Origin of the sequence: Serratia sp. root2, from assembly GCF_031931805.1 — a bacterium.
Lineage (GTDB): Bacteria > Pseudomonadota > Gammaproteobacteria > Enterobacterales > Enterobacteriaceae > Serratia > Serratia inhibens.
In genome coordinates this window covers 84,146-97,351 of sequence record NZ_JAUJXB010000002.1, presented here as the reverse complement: position 1 = coordinate 97,351, position 13,206 = coordinate 84,146, and the positions used below count along the sequence as shown (strand labels likewise).

13 protein-coding genes and 1 pseudogene are annotated in these 13,206 nt (G+C 57.8%); 6 read left to right on the top strand and 8 right to left on the bottom strand.

Annotated features, from left to right (window positions below; translation table 11 throughout):
* Positions 1–235 precede the first annotated feature (235 nt).
* Complete coding sequence (locus QZQ97_RS14165) at positions 236–1,279, top strand: GMP reductase (RefSeq protein WP_311993996.1); 1,044 nt, start codon at positions 236–238, stop codon at positions 1,277–1,279.
* Positions 1,280–1,341: 62 nt separating this feature from the next.
* On the opposite strand, the gene hofC is transcribed toward QZQ97_RS14165, so the two are convergent.
* The 4 genes from hofC to nadC form a co-directional block, all read right to left on the bottom strand.
* Complete coding sequence (gene hofC / locus QZQ97_RS14160) at positions 1,342–2,541, bottom strand: protein transport protein HofC (protein WP_311993995.1); 1,200 nt, start codon at positions 2,539–2,541, stop codon at positions 1,342–1,344.
* Positions 2,538–3,986 (bottom strand): type II secretion system protein GspE, encoded by a 1,449-nt coding sequence (gspE, locus tag QZQ97_RS14155; protein ID WP_311993994.1) that lies wholly within the window; start codon positions 3,984–3,986, stop codon positions 2,538–2,540. The genes hofC and gspE overlap by 4 nt, the downstream gene beginning before the upstream one ends.
* A gap of 2 nt (positions 3,987–3,988) precedes the next feature.
* Positions 3,989–4,432 (bottom strand): prepilin peptidase-dependent pilin, encoded by a 444-nt coding sequence (ppdD, locus tag QZQ97_RS14150; RefSeq protein ID WP_311993993.1) that lies wholly within the window; start codon positions 4,430–4,432, stop codon positions 3,989–3,991.
* Positions 4,433–4,631: 199 nt separating this feature from the next.
* On the bottom strand, positions 4,632–5,522 hold the full coding sequence (gene nadC / locus QZQ97_RS14145) for a carboxylating nicotinate-nucleotide diphosphorylase (RefSeq protein WP_311993992.1): 891 nt from the start codon (positions 5,520–5,522) through the stop codon (positions 4,632–4,634).
* Positions 5,523–5,607: 85 nt separating this feature from the next.
* On the opposite strand from nadC, the gene ampD reads away from it, so the two are divergent.
* Positions 5,608–6,204, top strand: a complete 597-nt coding sequence (gene ampD, locus QZQ97_RS14140; RefSeq protein ID WP_311993991.1) for a 1,6-anhydro-N-acetylmuramyl-L-alanine amidase AmpD — start codon at positions 5,608–5,610, stop codon at positions 6,202–6,204.
* Positions 6,204–7,058 (top strand): beta-lactamase regulator AmpE, encoded by an 855-nt coding sequence (gene ampE / locus QZQ97_RS14135; protein WP_311993990.1) that lies wholly within the window; start codon positions 6,204–6,206, stop codon positions 7,056–7,058. Before ampD ends, ampE begins: the two co-directional genes overlap by 1 nt.
* A gap of 63 nt (positions 7,059–7,121) precedes the next feature.
* Here ampE and hemL read toward each other — a convergent pair whose 3' ends face one another.
* Complete coding sequence (gene hemL / locus QZQ97_RS14130; RefSeq protein WP_311993989.1) at positions 7,122–8,411, bottom strand: glutamate-1-semialdehyde 2,1-aminomutase; 1,290 nt, start codon at positions 8,409–8,411, stop codon at positions 7,122–7,124.
* Between the two features lie 109 nt (positions 8,412–8,520).
* Between hemL and QZQ97_RS24530 the strand changes: the two are divergent.
* Positions 8,521–8,666, top strand: a pseudogene (locus QZQ97_RS24530) (H(+)/Cl(-) exchange transporter ClcA); the annotation flags it as partial.
* 191 nt (positions 8,667–8,857) lie between these two features.
* The gene (gene erpA / locus QZQ97_RS14125) at positions 8,858–9,202 is read left to right on the top strand and encodes an iron-sulfur cluster insertion protein ErpA (RefSeq protein WP_004950184.1); all 345 of its coding nucleotides are present in this window, start codon (positions 8,858–8,860) and stop codon (positions 9,200–9,202) included.
* A 117-nt stretch (positions 9,203–9,319) separates the two neighbouring features.
* Here the strand turns inward: erpA and QZQ97_RS14120 are convergent, their stop codons facing one another.
* The 3 genes from QZQ97_RS14120 to mtnN are packed head-to-tail and all read right to left on the bottom strand — an operon-like array spanning position 9,320 to position 11,443.
* Positions 9,320–9,934 (bottom strand): TRIC cation channel family protein, encoded by a 615-nt coding sequence (locus QZQ97_RS14120; RefSeq protein WP_126480269.1) that lies wholly within the window; start codon positions 9,932–9,934, stop codon positions 9,320–9,322.
* Positions 9,934–10,695 (bottom strand): vitamin B12 ABC transporter substrate-binding protein BtuF, encoded by a 762-nt coding sequence (gene btuF, locus QZQ97_RS14115; RefSeq protein WP_442995192.1) that lies wholly within the window; start codon positions 10,693–10,695, stop codon positions 9,934–9,936. The genes QZQ97_RS14120 and btuF overlap by 1 nt, the downstream gene beginning before the upstream one ends.
* Before the next feature lie 46 nt (positions 10,696–10,741).
* Entirely contained in the window at positions 10,742–11,443 is a 702-nt protein-coding gene (gene mtnN / locus QZQ97_RS14110) for a 5'-methylthioadenosine/S-adenosylhomocysteine nucleosidase (protein WP_311993987.1), read from the bottom strand.
* A 129-nt stretch (positions 11,444–11,572) separates the two neighbouring features.
* Here mtnN and dgt point away from each other — a divergent pair, with 129 nt between their 5' ends.
* Positions 11,573–13,090 carry a dGTPase gene (gene dgt, locus QZQ97_RS14105; protein WP_311993986.1) on the top strand — a complete coding sequence of 506 codons (1,518 nt, stop codon included), beginning with the start codon at positions 11,573–11,575 and terminating at the stop codon, positions 13,088–13,090.
* The last annotated feature ends 116 nt before the right edge of the window (positions 13,091–13,206 follow it).

Below are 13,206 nucleotides of genomic sequence, written 5' to 3'. Positions count from 1 at the left end.
ATTATTAGCGCGTATCATAGCGTCACTGGAACTGGCATTAATCTATACCCGTCATTCTTCAAGCTGCAGGTGTGTTGACTGCGAGTGTTCACCCGAATCACTTACGTGAGTAAGCTCATCGGGACTCTCACTCTTGTCGCCTTCCTGCAACTCGAATTATTTAGGGTATACCCCGTCGCTTTTCAAGCCATTGCGTTCTTGCGATCCGTCGCCAAAAACCAGGAAATCATAAGTCATGCGTATTGAAGAAGATTTGAAGTTAGGCTTTAAAGATGTGCTGATTCGCCCAAAGCGTTCCACGTTGAAAAGCCGTTCTGAGGTTGAACTGGAGCGCCAGTTTACCTTCAAACATTCTGGCTGGAACTGGTCCGGTGTGCCGATTATTGCCGCCAACATGGACACGGTCGGTACCTTCAGCATGGCAGAGGCCCTGGCTTCCTTCGATGTTCTCACCGCCGTACACAAACATTACACTCTTGAACAATGGGCCGCATTCGTGCAGCGCGTACCGGCATCGTTGCTGCGCCACGTTATGGTTTCAACCGGTACCTCAGAGGCCGATTTTGTGAAGATGAAGCAGATTCTGGCACTGTCACCGGATCTGAAGTTTATCTGCATCGACGTGGCCAACGGTTACTCGGAGCATTTTGTCGCCTTCTTGCAGAAAGCGCGCGAAGCTTGCCCGAATCATGTGATCTGCGCCGGTAACGTGGTCACTGGCGAAATGGTGGAAGAGCTGATCCTGTCCGGCGCCGATATCGTAAAAGTCGGCATTGGCCCGGGGTCGGTTTGCACCACTCGGGTAAAAACCGGTGTAGGTTATCCGCAGCTGTCTGCCGTGATTGAGTGCGCCGATGCTGCACACGGTCTCGGTGGACAAATCGTCAGCGATGGCGGCTGTTCGGTGCCGGGCGACGTGGCCAAAGCCTTTGGCGGCGGCGCTGATTTTGTCATGTTGGGCGGTATGTTGGCTGGACATGACGAGTGTGAAGGCACAGTCGTGGAAGAGAACGGCGAGAAATTCATGCTGTTCTACGGCATGAGCTCCGAGTCGGCAATGAAGCGCCACGTGGGCGGCGTTGCCGAGTATCGAGCTGCCGAAGGAAAAACCGTTAAGCTGCCCCTGCGCGGCGAGGTTGAGTTTACCGTGCGTGATATCCTCGGCGGTTTGCGCTCCGCCTGCACCTATGTCGGTGCGGAACGGCTGAAAGAGCTGACCAAGCGCACCACCTTCATCCGCGTAGCGGAGCAGGAAAACCGCGTATTTGGCGCTAAGTAACCTGTAGGGTAATTACTCCTGGGGGCACAGTTCATATTTTGCTGTGCTCCAGATCGGCCTGCTTATCCCAAAACATTCCCCAACTGAAATATCGGCAGATACATGGCGATCACCAGCGTCCCGACTATTGCGCCCACCACCAGCATCAATATCGGCTCCAGCGTTTGCGCCAGCGTATCGGCCAGTTCAAAGGTTTGCTGCTCATGCCACAGCGCCAGCTTACCCAGCAAGGTGTCAAGCGAGCCGGACTCTTCGCCCACCCGCACCAACTGTTGGCATAATGGAGGAAAGAGCGCCTGTTGGCCCAGGGCGCTGTAGAAGGTATGCCCCTGTGCAATCTGTTGCCGAACTGTCTCAATCGCCTGGCGGTAAAACAGGCTGTCTACCGACAGCGCTGCGGCGTTCAGCCCCTCAACCAGCGTGAGTCCCGCCTGCTGCGTCATGGCCAGAATACGGAATATTTGGCTCAGGCAGCCGCCTTTGATCAACTGCGCGATCAGCGGCAAGCGCAACAGCGTCGCCTGTTCACGCTTGCGCCACTGTGGCTGTGGGTGCAGCCAGCGGAAATAAGAAAACACCGCGCCGGCCACTATCGATACCAACCATGGCCCGCTGCGGATCAAGATCGCGGACAGGTTCAATAACCCTTGGGTAAACCAGGGCAATGGCGCATCGAACGACTGGTAAACGCCGGCAAACTCCGGGAGCACCATCACCAGCATCAGAATGCTCACCAACAGCGCTACTGCGCAGATAAACAGCGGATAACGCAGCGCCTTAATCACCTTTTTTTGCAGCTTTTGTTGCGCTTCCTGCTGTTGGGCCAGTTGCAGGCAACAAGCGTCAAGATTGCCGGTCAGTTCCCCGATGGCGATCAACTGGCGGTAGATGAGCGGAAAGATGGCATGTTGCCCGGCGATAACGTCGGAGAAGGGCTGTCCCTGCCGTACCTGTTCGGTTATCTCGCGCAGCAGGCAGCGCCAGGCGGCAGACGGATGTTCCTCCGCCAGCAGTTGTAATCCGTTGACCAGCGGTAACCCGGCTTGCAGCAGGGTGGCGAGTTGGCGGGTGAATTGGATCATGGGTTCGCCGCGCCACTGGGCAGGGGCAACGCGTTTCCCGCTATTGATCTGGCAGGGCTGCAACCCCTGCTCAATAAGCCACTGGCTGACCCGTTGTTTTTCGTCGCTCATCCGTTCACCCTGGCGCAACTGGCCGTGAGGATCGACGGCTTGCCAAAGGAAAAGGCGTTGTGTTTTCACGGTGCAGCTCCGCTTTCGGCGGTGATGCCGACAATGCGATATACCTCTTCCAGCGAAGTGAGGCCTTCGGAAACCAGCGTTAATCCAGCTTGCAGCAACGTTATCTGCCCTTGTTGTCGGGCGATATCGGCCAGTTGACCGGGAGCTGCGCCCTGCAGCAGACCGGCTTGCACTTCCGGCGTGATCACCAACAGCTCATAAACCCCTGTACGGCCATAGTAACCGCTAAAGCAGTGCTCGCATCCGTCAGCCTGCCAGGGTAACAGGGGCTTGGCCCAAATGGCGGCGGGAAAGTGCACGGGCAGGTTCTGTTGATAGCGGCAGTGGCTGCACAGTTTGCGCACCAGCCGCTGAGCGATGACCAGCTTCAGACAGGCGGCGATCAGATAACCCGGAATGCCCATATGGGTCAGGCGCGTCAGGGTTTCGCTGGTGGAGTTGGTGTGCAGCGTCGAGAGGACCAGATGGCCGGTTTGAGCGGCTTTCACTGCGATTTCCGCCGTTTCCCGGTCGCGGATCTCACCGATCATGATGACGTCCGGATCCTGGCGCAGCAAGGCGCGCAATACGCGAGAAAAATCCAACTCGGTTTTGGGATTTATCTGGGTCTGATTAACACCGAACAGCGGGATTTCAATCGGGTCCTCGACGCTGCATAAATTGCTTTGCGCGTCATTCAATTGCCGCAGGCCGCTGTACAACGTGACGGTTTTACCGCTGCCGGTCGGGCCGGTGACCAGGATCATGCCCTGTGGGCAAGACAGCGCCTCGGCATACTGCGCCAGCGCGGTTTGGCTCATACCCAATTGATGCAACGGCAGCTCCTGGCGTTCGGTTTGCAGGATCCTCAGCACCACTTTCTCACCGTGCAGCGTCGGCAGGGTGGCTATGCGCATCGAGTAACTGGCGTTGTCCAGTTGCACGCTGAGCTGCCCATCCTGCGGCAGGCGGCGTTCGGCGATATCCAACTGCCCCATGATCTTCAGCCGGGCGACAAGGGAAGCGGCAAGCGGGAAAGGCGGTGAAGCTACGACTTGCAACACGCCGTCGATACGTAACCGGATACGCAGTGTCTGCTGATAAGGTTCGAAATGAATGTCCGAGGCGCGCCGTTGCAGGGCGATGCGCAGCGTCTGGTTGATAAACTGCACCACGGGCGCGTCGCTGTCGTCATTCAACGAGGGTGCGTCCGGCTCGGCCTCCTGCGTGTTTTGCCCAAACCGGTCGCCCTGCATCTGCCGGCGGTTCAGTTCCAGCTCCAGCCGGGCCGCAGGCCACTGCTCCAGATGGATGCGTTTGCCGGTGGCGAAACGCAGGGCTGGCAGCAGCCCCTGCGGTACGTCAGCGTTCAGGGCCACGGTCAGGCTGTCGTCGTCTTCGCTGAGTGCCAGCGCCTGGTAGCGCTGGCACAGAGCGTGAATTTCATCGCTGATACCGATGCTCATCGCTACGCCCCCTTCGCCGTATCGTCAAAGCGGAATACTTCCTGGCAGGTCTCCTGCAGATTGGCGTTGTCGCTGGTGCACTGGCGTGTCCAGCGCGTCAGGCCGCTGGCGTTTTGGGTGGGGGTCAGCGCTACTGTCAGCCCTTGCAACGTTTGCGTGCCGGTCAGTGTGATCACGCCCTGGCTGACTTTAACGGCGCTGACGTAACGTGAGGTGCCGTCGGCAGGAATGCCTTTACTGCCGGCATTACAACCCGCTGGTGAGCCGCCATCAAGCACGCACAGCTCCACGGCCAGCTTATAAGGCGTCATGACTTGCAGCATGTCAGTCATTGCCGCTTTCTGGATATAGCGCTGGTAGGCGGGTATGCCTATGGCGCTCAATATCGCGATAATGGCGATCACCACCATCAGTTCGATCAGAGTAAAACCGCGCTGTGTTTCCATTTGTTATTGCCTCCCTGTGAATGTGGAGGTAACGGTAACGGCTCAGGCTGCGGGCTTCTAGCGGGGAGTCAGTGTTCTGCGGCGCGCTTTCATGGCAAGTTGTTCAGTTTGCAGCGGCATGAAAATAGTTGCGGCGGGGTTCGCAATGTTGACGCAAAAGCACCGCCCCAGTTTGCCAGGACGGTGTGAATGGCAGAGTTTATTTGAAGCGCATTGACAGATCGAGCGCGGTGACATGTTTGGTCAGCGCGCCAACGGAGATATAGTCCACGCCGGTTTCGGCGAAGGTGCGCAGGGTTTCGCTGGTCACGTTGCCGGAGACTTCCAGCTGTGCGCGGCCTTGGGTTTGCGCCACGGCTGCCCGCATCATCTCGACGCTGAAGTTATCCAGCATGACGATATCGGCGCCGGCGTCCAGCGCCTGCTGCAACTCATCGAGGGATTCAACTTCCACCTCGACCGGCACATCGGCATGCAACCAAAAAGCTTTCTCGACCGCATTTTTGATCGAACCGGAGGCGATGATGTGGTTTTCCTTGATCAGGAAGGCATCGGACAATCCCAAACGGTGGTTGCTGCCGCCGCCGCACAACACCGCATATTTCAGTGCGGTGCGCAGCCCCGGCAGCGTCTTGCGAGTATCCAGCAGGCGAGTTTGCGTCCCCTGCAGCAGCGCCACATAACGGCTGACCTCGGTCGCTACGCCAGACAGCGTCTGCACAAAGTTCAGCGCAGTGCGCTCGCCGGTCAGCAGCACCCGTGCCGGCCCGCTCAGTTTGCACAGCGCTTGGTCAGGCACCAGGCTATCGCCATCCGCCACCAGCCATTCCACCTTCACCTGGTTGCCGAGTTGGATGAAGACCTCGCTCAACCAGCGCCGGCCGCAAAATACGCCGGGTTCACGGGTGATAATGGTGGCTTCTGCCTGCTTGTCGGCCGGTAACAATTGCGCGGTAATATCGTGCTCGGCATTGACTTCGCCTCCCAGGTCTTCGCGCAGCGCCTGGGCAACGGCATAGGGGATATCGCTTTCAATTCGTTCAAGAAGCTCGGTGCGGCGACTGTCGGCATCGTAGCGGCGTGTCGGCATAGAAAACTCCGAAATGGACGGTAAGATCGTAGGGGGAACATGCTACTCTGTTGCCGTGATAAGTACCACCGCAGAGAGGTGTCTGATGCAGTTAGAATATGGCTGGATTGTGGGGGTGAAACGGGTTGTTTCGCCGCATTGCGATCTTCGCCCGAACGATGAAGCCCCTTCACTGTTGGTGATCCACAATATCAGCCTGCCGCCCGGCGAGTTTGGCGGGCCCTATATCGATCGGCTGTTTACCGGCACTCTCGATCCTGCAGAACACCCTTATTTTTCCGGTATCCATCAGCTTCGGGTTTCGGCGCATTGTCTGATCCGTCGCGAGGGTGAAATCATTCAGTATGTGCCGTTCGACAAGCGCGCCTGGCACGCCGGCGTTTCCGAATATCAGGGGCGCGAGCGCTGCAACGATTTTTCGATTGGCATTGAACTGGAAGGTACCGATCAACAGCCGTTCACGCCACAGCAATATCAGAGCCTGAAAGCGGTGACCGCGCTGCTAATCAGGTATTATCCGATGTCGGCGGCGAGCATTACCGGGCACAGTGACATTGCCCCTGGCCGCAAAACCGATCCAGGCCCGGCGTTTGACTGGGGCTTTTATCTGGCATCTCTGGAACAACCCGGCGAGCCCGATGGCGCTATGCTTGGAAAAATGGATAGGGAGAGGAGTCGCTAATGACGCTGTTTACGCTGTTACTGGTTCTGGCGTGGGAACGTTTATTCAAGCTGGGGGAGCATTGGCAGCTGGATCATCGCCTGGAAGTGGTCTTCCATCGGCTGCATCGAGTTTCGCTGGCGCAGACGCTGCTGCTGGCCGTTGCCTGGATGGTGGTGGTGTGGGGCATTCTGTGGTTGGCTCACGGGTTATTTTTCGGCGTGGTGACGCTGCTGCTGTGGATTATTATTGATTTGCTGTGTGTGGGCGCCGGTATCAAGCGAAAACACTACCGTGCCTATCTTAAGGCGGCGCGGCAGGGAGATGCTCATGCCAGCGACCAGATGGCGGAAGAGCTGGCGCTGATCCACGGTTTGCCTGTGGATTGCAGCGAAGAACTGCGCCTGCGCGAACTGCAAAATGCGCTGCTGTGGATTAACTTCCGTTACTATCTGGCGCCGCTGTTTTGGTTTGTGGTCTGTGGGCCATACGGGCCAATCGCACTGGCGGGTTACGCTTTCCTGCGTGCTTATCAAACCTGGCTGGCGCGCCACAATACTCCGCTGGAACGTTCGCAGTCCGGCATCGATCATCTGTTGCACTGGCTGGATTGGATCCCGGTGCGCCTGGCAGGGGTGGCCTACGCGCTACTGGGGCACGGCGAAAAAGCCTTGCCGGCATGGTTTGCGTCGTTGGGCGATCGCCATACCTCGCAATATCAGGTACTGACTCGCCTGGCGCAGTTCTCTCTGGCGCGTGAGCCGCATAGGGACCCGGTGCAAACCCCGCGCGCGGCGGTCACTCTGGCGCGTAAGGTGACGATGGTTATCGTGGTGGTAGTGGCGCTGTTGACGATTTACGGCACCTTGCTCTAAGGATGAAAATAAAACCGGGCGCTCAGTTCACACTGGCGCCCGTTTTTGTTTGGCCGCGAGATATTACAGTTTGGCGAAACAGCGGCGTGCGGCATCGATGGTGCGTTGAATGTCTTCCTTGCTGTGCGCAACGGACATAAAGCCGGCTTCAAAGGCGGAAGGCGCCAGATAAACCCCCTCATCCAGCATCAGGTGGAAGAAACGCTTAAAGCGTTCCACATCGCACTGCATCACGTCCTGGTAGCAGGTTACCGCCGGTGCATCGGTAAAGAACAGGCCGAACATGCCGCCGACATGGTTGACCACCAGCGCGACGTTTTCTTCTTTGGCTGCATCCAGCAGGCCTGCCGCCAGCATATCGGTCAACTCGGTCAGCGTCTGGTGGATACCGACCTGCGAAACCTCGGTCAGGCAGGCATAACCGGCCGCCATCGCAATCGGGTTACCGGACAACGTCCCTGCCTGATAAACCGGGCCGGTTGGCGCCAATGCCGCCATCACTTCGCGACGGCCGCCGAACGCGCCGACAGGCATGCCGCCGCCGATGATTTTGCCCAGACAGGTGAGGTCCGGCTCCACATCGTAATAGGCTTGCGCCCCGGCCAGCGCGACGCGGAAGCCGGTCATCACTTCATCGATAATAAGCAGTGCGCCGTATTTGTCGCACAGTGCGCGCAGGCCCGGCAGGAATTCCGGCAGCGGTGGCACGCAGTTCATGTTGCCGGCAACCGGCTCGACGATGATGCAGGCGATCTCTGAAGGGTACTGTTCGAAAGCGGTGCGGACCGAATCCAGATCGTTGTAGGTGCAGGTCAGCGTGTGCTTGGCGAAATCGGCCGGCACGCCCGGCGAGTTCGGCTGGCCCAGCGTCAGCGCACCGGAACCGGCTTTCACCAACAGGCAGTCGGCATGGCCGTGGTAGCAACCTTCGAACTTGATGATTTTATCTCGGTTGGTATAGCCGCGCGCCAGGCGGATCGCGCTCATGGTGGCTTCGGTGCCGGAATTCACCATCCGCACCATATCCATGGTCGGCACCAGTTCGGTCACCAGCTCCGCCATTTTGACTTCCATCTCGGTGGGGGCGCCAAAACTCAGGCCGCGCTGTGCCGCTTCGATGACCGCGTTGCGGATCGCCGGGTGGTTGTGACCCAGCACCATTGGGCCCCAGGAACCGACGTAGTCGATATAGGCTTTGCCGTCGACGTCGAACAGGTAAGCCCCGTCCGCCCGCTCGATAAACAGCGGCACACCGCCAACGCCGCTGAATGCGCGCACCGGAGAGTTAACCCCACCTGGGATAACCTGTTGCGCCTGGGCATACAGACTTTCGGACTTGCTGTGTAAGCTCATAAATCGGCTCCTGGATTCTCTTTTGAATGATTTGACCGCGCTATTCTAGTGAAGTGTTCGTCGATATGAAACGATCACAGTCAGATACCTATTTGGGGGATGGCACACTTTTGCCGTTAGGTCGCCTGCACCCTTGACCGGGATCGTGCCGGTGTTGGAGATGACCGAGAATTATCAGCCCATACTGCCAATGATCATTGTCTGTCTTGGTGTTACGCTGGTAGCGCAATTCCAGGAGGCAACCCGTTGTATTCTTAGCTGTTGGCCCCTATGTTGCAGTGACGGAAAGCGCGGCAGGCGCGTGAGGCGGCGGATAAAACAGGTAAAGAAAATACAACAAATGCGGTGAATACTTGAACGCGGCACTCAGGTATTGGATAATCAAAAACATTAATCAGGCTGCCATTGTAGCGGCCTGATGCAGAACAATGTTGGGAGTAAAGAGTATGAGTGATGAAACAGCACTGCCCCTGCAATTTACCGAGGCAGCAGCAAGCAAGGTTAAAGTCCTGATTGCTGACGAAGAAAATCCGAATCTGAAGTTGCGGGTTTACATTACCGGTGGCGGCTGCAGCGGATTCCAGTACGGCTTCACTTTTGACGACAAGGTCAACGACGGCGATATGACCATCGAAAAGCAGGGCGTTGCGCTGGTGGTTGACCCGATGAGCCTGCAATATCTGGTGGGCGGTTCGGTCGATTATACCGAAGGGCTGGAAGGTTCACGTTTTGTGGTAACCAACCCTAATGCCAAAACCACCTGCGGCTGCGGTTCTTCGTTCAGCGTCTGATCCCGCCGGCAGCAGCATAAAACCCGCCAACCTTACCGGTTTGCGGGTTTTTTTATGGCTGCCATTTCGCTCTGGCCCGCACTAAATCTGCTTTGTTTCGATTTCGGCCGGCAGTCGCTACTGTTCGAGGATAAACGCCGGCAGTTTCAGGTGCCAACGGATGGCCGCCAGCCGGATCGCCAGCGTGATGCCCATGCCAAGCATCATCGCCTGCTGCAGCGGCATACCGAAGGTGGCGAATGCGGTAACGTGCACGATGCCGCCGACAATACAGGCGGTGGCATAAATCTCGGTTCGCAAAATCATCGGAATTTCCCGTGCCAGCACGTCACGGATAATGCCGCCGCCAACTCCGGTAATGACTCCCATGCAGACCGCCACCAGCGGGCCGGTATCGGCGGCGAAGGCTTTATTGACGCCGATGCCGACGAACACCGCCAGCCCGACGGCATCCAGCACCGGCAGGATCCATTTCGGCAGACGCCGCGGCTGGCGTACCAGCAGCAGCGTCAGCACGCAGGTTATCATCGCCACCACCAGATCGGTCGGATCTTTCACCCAAAATACCGGGCCATTGGCCAGCGCCATATCGCGGATGGTGCCGCCGCCGACCGCAGTGACGACGCCGAGCACCAACACGCCGAACGGATCCATGCGCAGCTTGCCGGCCAGCAAGACGCCGGAGATGGCGAAAACTGCGGTGCCCAGAATATCCAGCCAGAACACCAGCATCAGGGGAGCTCCGCCAGTTGGCTGCACAGTTGCTGTGCGGCCAGCATGATGCGTGGGCCGGCGCGGTTGAACCAGTCGCCGTTCAGTGCAATCACCGGCACTTGCAGCTGCGGAGCCCAAAAAGCCTTCACGCTGGCAATCTCTTTTGCGTCGCCGGTAATCACTACGGCCTGAGGTTGGCGAGCCAATACCTGCTCACGGCTGATTTGCGGCCATGGCATGCGGCTGTCGGCAAAGATATTCTCCGCTCCGCACAACGACAGCACCTGGCTTTGCAGGGTGGCGCCGGAGCTGGTGAAGAGCGGCTGGGTGCCAAACTGCAGCAATACCCGTCGTGGCTGGTTGTGCGGGTATTTTGCTTTCAGCGCGGCGAGCTGTCGGCGCATGGTGTCGGCAGCCTGGTGCGCCTGCTCCGGATGTGGGCTGTATTTGGCCAGGTCATCCAGCGACTGGGCGATGTCATCGAGCGTGGTGGCATCCGCATAAAAAATCGGTATGCCGAAGGCGGCGAGCTGATCCAGTACCCGCTGCGGATTGCCGCCGCGCCAGGCGAGGATCAGATCCGGCTTCAGCGCCAACACCCGCTCCAGGTTGATCCCTTGCCAGGAAGCCACCTGTTCCAGTTTCTTGGCCGCCGGCGGGTAATCGGAAAAGGCACTGACTGCCAGCAGGGTATCGCCCATGCCGGCGGCATAGGCAAGCTCGGTGGTATTGGGCGCCAGGCTGATCACACGTTGAGCGGCACCGGCAGGCAGCGCCATCCAGAGTGCTAGCAGCCAAAGCAGTGCTGAAAAGCAGGGTTTCACATCAACCGCGCTTGGCCAGGGTTTGCAGCATCGCATTGACCATCAGCGTTGATTGCTTGGCGGCCACGACAAGGAACTCGTCAAAGCTCATGTGCGATTCACTGTCGGCAACGTCAGAGATGGCACGAACCACCACAAACGGCGTGCCGAACAGGTGGCAAACGTGGCCGACGGCGGCGGCTTCCATTTCAACCGCGGCAACGGTTGGGAAGGTGGTGCGGATGCGCTCCAGCGGTTCTGCACCGTTAATGAAGGCGTCGCCGCTGCAGATCAGGCCGCGCACCGCGTTCAGGTCCAGCTGTTTGATGCAGCTTTCCGCCAGCGCGATCAGCGCTTCGTCCGCCACGAACGCCGCCGGGCAGCCGGCCATCTGGCCTGGCTCGTAACCAAAGGCGGTGACGTCGGCGTCGTGATAGCGCACTTCTTCGGAAACCACGATATCGCCCACTTTCAGCGTGGCGGCCAGGCCACCGGCGGAACCGGTATTGATCACCAGGTCCGGTTTGCAGTGTTCCAGCAGCAGGGTGGTACCCAGTGCCGCAGAAACTTTACCGATACCGGATTTCAGCAACGCCACGTCAACGCCGCCGATCTGGCCGGTATAGATTTCACACCCCGCACGTTGAATGGTCTGACGGTTTTCAATTTGTTCGCGCAGCAGGGTAACTTCCTGCTCCATGGCGCCGATGATGCCTACTTTCATAAATAACACTCGCTGATTGGGTGTGGGAATTGCGCCATAGTCTATCATGGCTCACATAGAGAGATAATCCGTTGCATATGCCGTCGGGAATTGTTATCACGGGGGCTGGGCGCAACGGAGGAGAAACAGATGTCCGGGATCGACTTTAAGCAAAAAATCAGCTTCCAGCGGCCTTTCAGTAAACCTATTGAAGCTGAGGAAGAATATGACATCGTGCGGCAGTTTGAGAGCGATCGCGGGCGCATTGTCAATTCAGCCGCCATTCGCCGTCTGCAGCAAAAAACCCAGGTGTTCCCTCTGGAGCGCAACGCCGCGGTGCGCAGCCGTCTGACGCACTCGATGGAGGTGCAGCAGGTCGGGCGGCATATTGCCAAAGAGATCCTCAACCGTTTCAAACAGGAACGGCGGATCGACGCGCTCGGCCTGACCAAACTGCTCGATCCTTTTGAAAGCATAGTTGAAATGTCCTGCCTGATGCATGACATCGGCAACCCGCCGTTTGGGCACTTTGGCGAGTCGGCGATTAACGACTGGTTTTCCCAGCGGCTCGATCCCGCCAACTGCGGAATCGAGCCTGCCAGCAACGATCGTTGCCAGATCGGCGTGCTGCGCCTGCACGAAGGAGAAGGCGATCTCAACCGCCTGCGCAGCCGCATCCGCCACGATCTCAGCCATTTCGAGGGCAATGCTCAGGCGATTCGGCTGGTGCATACGTTACTGAAGCTCAACCTGACCTACGCGCAGGTGGGCTGCATTCTGAAATATACCCGCCCGGCGTACTGGGCGAGCGAGATCCCCGCCAGCCACAGCTATCTGATGAAAAAACCGGGCTTTTATCTGGCGGAAGAGGCGTTTGTCGATCGCTTGCGGCGCGAGCTGAATATGGGCGAGTTCGATCGTTTCCCGCTGACTTATATCATGGAGGCGGCGGACGATATTTCTTACTGCGTCGCCGATCTGGAAGACGCGGTGGAAAAAAACATTTTTACCGTTGAACAACTTTACCAGCATTTAACCCAGGAATGGGGCGAGGTATCGCCGGGCGATTTGTTTGATAAAACCGTGGCCAGCGCTTTTCGCAAGATCGACCGCGGTGGCGCGCGGCGCAGCAGCGAAGATCAGTTCTTCATGTATTTGCGGGTGTTCACCGTGGCGCGGCTGGTGCCGCATGCGGCGCAGCGTTTTATTGATAATCTGGATGCGGTTTATCAGGGCAATTTTAATCAGGCGTTGCTGGAAGACTCCAGCCCGGCGTACCAATTGCTGAAGATCTTCAAGAATGTGGCCTTCAAGCACGTGTTCAACCACCCCGAAGTGGAGCAGCTTGAGCTGCAGGGCTACCGGGTGATCAGTGGCTTGCTGGACATCTACAGCCCCTTGCTGGCAATGTCGCTGGTGGATTTTACCCGGCTGGTGCAGGAAGACAGCCATCGCGCTTACCCGATCGAAACGCGGCTGTTCCACAAGCTTTCCACCAAACATCGGTTGGCGTATGTCGAAGCGGTTGAAGGGTTGCAGCACCTGTCGCCGGAGCAACTGGCGATCCGGGAATACTATTTCCGCGCACGTTTGCTGCAAGATTATATCAGCGGCATGACCGATCTTTATGCCTACGACGAATATAGAAAATTAATGGCTGCCGAATAATTCATTCAGTTAATAAATATTATTTTAACGCTGCGTTGCAGGCCGCAGTGAATATTTCGAGTTTTGTAAAGACGGACAATATTTGTTTACTATTACCAATAACCTGCGCCGGAACT